Genomic DNA, 3,658 nt, shown 5'->3' on the forward strand with positions numbered 1-3,658 from the left:
GGAAGTCGTCGCCAAGGACGACGTCGAGTGAGCCGCGAATATGTCCGCGTGTCGGTCGGTGCGAGTCTGTCCTCCAGCACCGACGAGGAGATGCTTGCTCACCGCCACTTGTACGAACGCCTCGTCGAACGGGTCACCAAGGTCGTCGAGGACCCAGAGTTCGAGCCCATCCGGTCTGTAGTTCTGGGCAGCGGCCTGTACTGGCAGAGCGACTGAGCATTCGCCTGAAATTCCCTGCTCAACCTGGGACAATAGACACCAGTTCGACAATCAAAAGACCTCGACAGGCGTTCGTGGTGGTCCGCCCATCGAGGTCCCGTGCCAACCTGTAGGAGCAGGCTGACATGACCAAATCTAAGCCTCCAATACGTGTGGGTGCACCTCACCCTCAGGCGGTTCTCCTCGAAGATCCCTGCGGGGTGAAGCTCAAGGAACTACCTGGCAAGGCTGAGTTCCACGAGGTTGAGGCCCACATTTACGTGGTCGAGATGAGCAACGACATCCTCAAAGTCGGCTACAGCAACCATCCTCACCAACGCATCAGTAAGCACGCCCAGAACGCAGGTGCCTTCGGTGCGGCTATCACCGCTGTCTGGGTATCGCCGCCCTGCTGCAATGCACGTGCCGCGGAGAGAGCCATGATCGAGTACGGCCATGCCAGCGGTACAGCTGCCAACAACAACGAGTACTTCAAGGGGCTCACCTTTTCCGAGATGATCGCCTTTGCCGAAAGCCTGAAGCTGGAGCCGATCTCGGAGGACACGATCGAGCAGGTCATGCAGCAGCGGCGGGATCACATCATGACGCTGCGTGAACTGCACGGGCTGAATTACCGCGAACCCGATCCTGAGCTAGAGCCTGATCTTGTGGAGGCACTGCGCGACGGCATCGCGAAGTTCATGGGGCGAAGAGCGGATGACTCTTACACGATGCCTTCTGCAGGCATCACCATGGACCACCTGAACGAGCCAGAAGAACTGCTCGACCTGTTCGGGACGCTTGCCGAGAAGAAAGGCGTCCCAATCCAGCAGATCCTGGAGATGAGCTGGGCCGACGTGCGTGGGGCTGTCGTAGCGGAGATGCTCCGGGCCGAGATTGCTCGGCTCAAAACCTTCGCCATACAGGCTGGTCACACCCATGTAACCGAGACGCTCAGCGATTACATCACCCGGATGATCCAGGAGCGCGACGCTCTTCGGTCGGCGATACCCAAAACGGCCTCGGACTCGTCGTCCACCGTCGAGTAGCTCATGTTCTTCGGCCCGGCTCCTTGTCCGCGGGGTATGGGGGCCGGGCCGAGTAGTTCCTGGGCGGGTTGTCGTTCGCCGCGACTGGCGGCCCGCCCGGTACCAACCCCCTGCCCCCCTTGGAGGCCTAATGCCCCAGCGAGCGCCTGCTGTCGGCGACATCGTCCACTACGTGTCGTACGGCACCCCGAACGGCGAATACCCGAGCGTCTGCCGGGCGGCCATTGTGACTGCAGTGGACACCTACCAAGACGGTGTCGGCGGCGGTGGCCTCCACATCGGCCATGTGAGCCTCGCCGTGCTCAATCCCGAGGGCATGTTCTTCAACCGGAGTGTCTTGCAGGACGAGATGGCAGAGGAGCCACGCGGCGGCACCTGGCACTGGCCGGAGCGCGTCTAATGGAGCAGCACCCGATCGTCGCGTTCCTCCGAGCCCGGTACGTGGAGGAAGAGAAGACCATCCGCTCCCTCGACGAGATCGACGGCAACGAGGTCGTTGGTATCGAGGTCTTCACCGAGAAGGACTACCCGTGCCAGCAGGTGCTGGCCATCGGGCAGAAGCGGGCACTGGCCGAGCTCAAGGTCAAGCGGAAGCTCCTCGACGATCTCGTGCCCAACGTCGAGTACATGGATGGCGTGATTGAAGGCGAGTGGAGCACCCCGTCGAATGTCGCCGACCAGCTACTCAAGCTCCTCGCCCTGCCGTACTTCGACCACCCGGAGTACGCCACTCTCGTCGACCAGGCAGCCACCTGATGACTATCCGTCTCGCCAAAGTGGTGGAGACCTGCTCAGCCTGCCCCACCCAGTGGGATGCCTGGACCGTTGACGGCCAGTACCTCTACCTGCGCTACCGGTACGGCATGGGAACGGTCGACGCCTACGACACCCCAGACTGGGAAACCTGGTGCGAACCCCCAGACGGGAAGATCGCACGCTTCGGCACCCCCAGCATGGACGGGCAGATCAGCCTGGAAGACTTCCTCACCGCCACCGGCCTGGAATTGACGCCCAACGCAGAGGTGACGCCGTGGCCGACCTGACCGACTCGTCGCACACGCGCGTCTACTGGATCCCGAAGCTGAACGACCCCGACAGCCCCACTCCTGAAGAGCTCGCCGCGGGCGTCTTCCTGGGCGGGGAGGTGGTCGACGACGGCCTCCAACTCACCCGAGTCGACACCGTCGACTGCTCTCGGATGCTCCCGCCTCCCCGCCGCTACAAGGTCATCCACAACGCGGACGGCAGCGTAGACGTGATCCCCGAGGATCCCTCCACCCTGGTTCTGGTGAGCGAGCCCAACCGGCTCGACGAACAGGACCACTGACTGTCGGTGCCGCCCCGTACCCTCACCTGCGTGTCCTCGCCTGCTGTTCCTCCTCGCCCACCCCTGGTGCTGTACGGCTCCCGCATGGTGTGGCTGCAGGCGTGGCGTCGAGGCGAAACCCAATGGATGGCGTCGATCTTTTACGCCGAGGACGACGGTAACCGCCGGTACGTCGTCGAGCGGTGGGCTCTCGCGGAGGAGATCATCAGGGTCCCCGGGGAGGACTACAACCACGTCCCGAGGCTGCACACCCCGCTCAGCGAGGCTTAGCTGCCGTTGCTTAGCCGGGCCGCTTCGCGGAAAGTTGACGCCCACGCGTCGCCGTACTGTTCAGCCTGCTCCTGCATCTGTTCCATAAGCCGCTGCTCGTGCTTCAGGTGCTCATCCAGCACGGCTTGCCGTGCGGCCTGCTCCTGGTCGAGCAGTTCCCGCAGTTCGGGGGAAACACCAGCCTGCTCGTAGATCTTGTCCACTGCCCGGTCTACGGCTGCCTTGTACTCGCTGAGATCCGCCATGAATCGAGCCTAAAGCCTGCCTGGTCGGAGGTGTGGTGCACCTCCGCCACCGCTGGCTGGTCGTCGAGACCGTAGGCCGCGTTTCCACCCAGCGCTGCAAGACCTGCGGCAAGACCCGCGTCCGCGTCACCTGAACTGCTTCACCGGGGCCGTCCATCCGGGCGGCCCTTTCTCATGCCCATTTCGACCTCTGGAGCCCCGTGCCCGACCCCACGTACCTCGTTGCCGGTATCCGCACCATGCCGGAGTACATGACCTCCCCGGGTTACCGGAACTTCCTGACGTGGCTGGGCGGCCAGAAGCTCCACTTGCAGGGTCACGTCTACGAGTGGGACACCGCGGCGTCCCTGCCGCCGGGCGGCCGGGTGTACGCCACCTACAAGACGCTCACCCTCTGGGATGACCCGATCCGCGGCGTGGTCGCTGTTTTCGACCTCGACGAGAACGGCGACCGGATCCCCGACGGCTCCGGCGGCTACACCACGCACGACGAGGACGTCACCCTGACCTCGCTGCCGAGCAACACCGGTGTGATCCCCGGAGACCCCACCTGAACTTCCCCGCCCCTC

9 protein-coding genes are annotated in these 3,658 nt (G+C 63.7%); 8 read left to right on the forward strand and 1 reads right to left on the reverse strand.

Annotated features, from left to right (window positions below; translation table 11 throughout):
• The first annotated feature begins 27 nt into the window (after positions 1-27).
• From AB0395_RS47775 to AB0395_RS47805, 7 genes are all read left to right on the forward strand, one after another.
• The gene (locus AB0395_RS47775) at positions 28-216 is read left to right on the forward strand and encodes a hypothetical protein (protein ID WP_366294915.1); all 189 of its coding nucleotides are present in this window, start codon (positions 28-30) and stop codon (positions 214-216) included.
• 203 nt (positions 217-419) lie between these two features.
• Complete coding sequence (locus AB0395_RS47780; RefSeq protein WP_366294917.1) at positions 420-1,247, forward strand: hypothetical protein; 828 nt, start codon at positions 420-422, stop codon at positions 1,245-1,247.
• A gap of 130 nt (positions 1,248-1,377) precedes the next feature.
• Complete coding sequence (locus AB0395_RS47785) at positions 1,378-1,647, forward strand: hypothetical protein (protein WP_366294920.1); 270 nt, start codon at positions 1,378-1,380, stop codon at positions 1,645-1,647.
• Entirely contained in the window at positions 1,647-2,003 is a 357-nt protein-coding gene (locus AB0395_RS47790) for a DUF6221 family protein (protein WP_366294922.1), read from the forward strand. The genes AB0395_RS47785 and AB0395_RS47790 overlap by 1 nt, the downstream gene beginning before the upstream one ends.
• Positions 2,003-2,290 (forward strand): hypothetical protein, encoded by a 288-nt coding sequence (locus AB0395_RS47795; protein ID WP_366294925.1) that lies wholly within the window; start codon positions 2,003-2,005, stop codon positions 2,288-2,290. Before AB0395_RS47790 ends, AB0395_RS47795 begins: the two co-directional genes overlap by 1 nt.
• Positions 2,278-2,574: a hypothetical protein gene (locus tag AB0395_RS47800; protein WP_366294927.1), complete on the forward strand. Its 297-nt coding sequence runs from the start codon at positions 2,278-2,280 to the stop codon at positions 2,572-2,574. The genes AB0395_RS47795 and AB0395_RS47800 overlap by 13 nt, the downstream gene beginning before the upstream one ends.
• A gap of 30 nt (positions 2,575-2,604) precedes the next feature.
• A complete protein-coding gene (locus AB0395_RS47805) occupies positions 2,605-2,844 on the forward strand; it encodes a hypothetical protein (RefSeq protein ID WP_366294929.1) in 240 nt (79 codons plus the stop codon).
• Here the strand turns inward: AB0395_RS47805 and AB0395_RS47810 are convergent.
• A complete protein-coding gene (locus AB0395_RS47810) occupies positions 2,841-3,089 on the reverse strand; it encodes a hypothetical protein (protein WP_366294931.1) in 249 nt (82 codons plus the stop codon). The two genes, AB0395_RS47805 and AB0395_RS47810, sit on opposite strands and share 4 nt — an antisense overlap.
• 200 nt (positions 3,090-3,289) lie before the next feature.
• Here AB0395_RS47810 and AB0395_RS47815 point away from each other — a divergent pair, with 200 nt between their 5' ends.
• On the forward strand, positions 3,290-3,643 hold the full coding sequence (locus AB0395_RS47815; protein WP_366294934.1) for a hypothetical protein: 354 nt from the start codon (positions 3,290-3,292) through the stop codon (positions 3,641-3,643).
• Positions 3,644-3,658 lie beyond the last annotated feature (15 nt).

The organism is Streptosporangium sp. NPDC051023, assembly GCF_040689595.1.
Taxonomy (GTDB): Bacteria; Actinomycetota; Actinomycetes; order Streptosporangiales; family Streptosporangiaceae; genus Streptosporangium.

What these genes read in the sequence shown, in the direction of transcription:
- AB0395_RS47785 (WP_366294920.1), top strand. Translation starts at nt 1,378, where the DNA reads ATGCCCCAGCGAGCGCCTGCTGTCGGCGACATCGTCCACTACGTGTCG.
- AB0395_RS47790 (WP_366294922.1), top strand. Translation starts at nt 1,647, where the DNA reads ATGGAGCAGCACCCGATCGTCGCGTTCCTCCGAGCCCGGTACGTGGAG.
- AB0395_RS47795 (WP_366294925.1), top strand. Translation starts at nt 2,003, where the DNA reads ATGACTATCCGTCTCGCCAAAGTGGTGGAGACCTGCTCAGCCTGCCCC.
- AB0395_RS47810 (WP_366294931.1), bottom strand. Translation starts at nt 3,089, where the DNA reads ATGGCGGATCTCAGCGAGTACAAGGCAGCCGTAGACCGGGCAGTGGAC.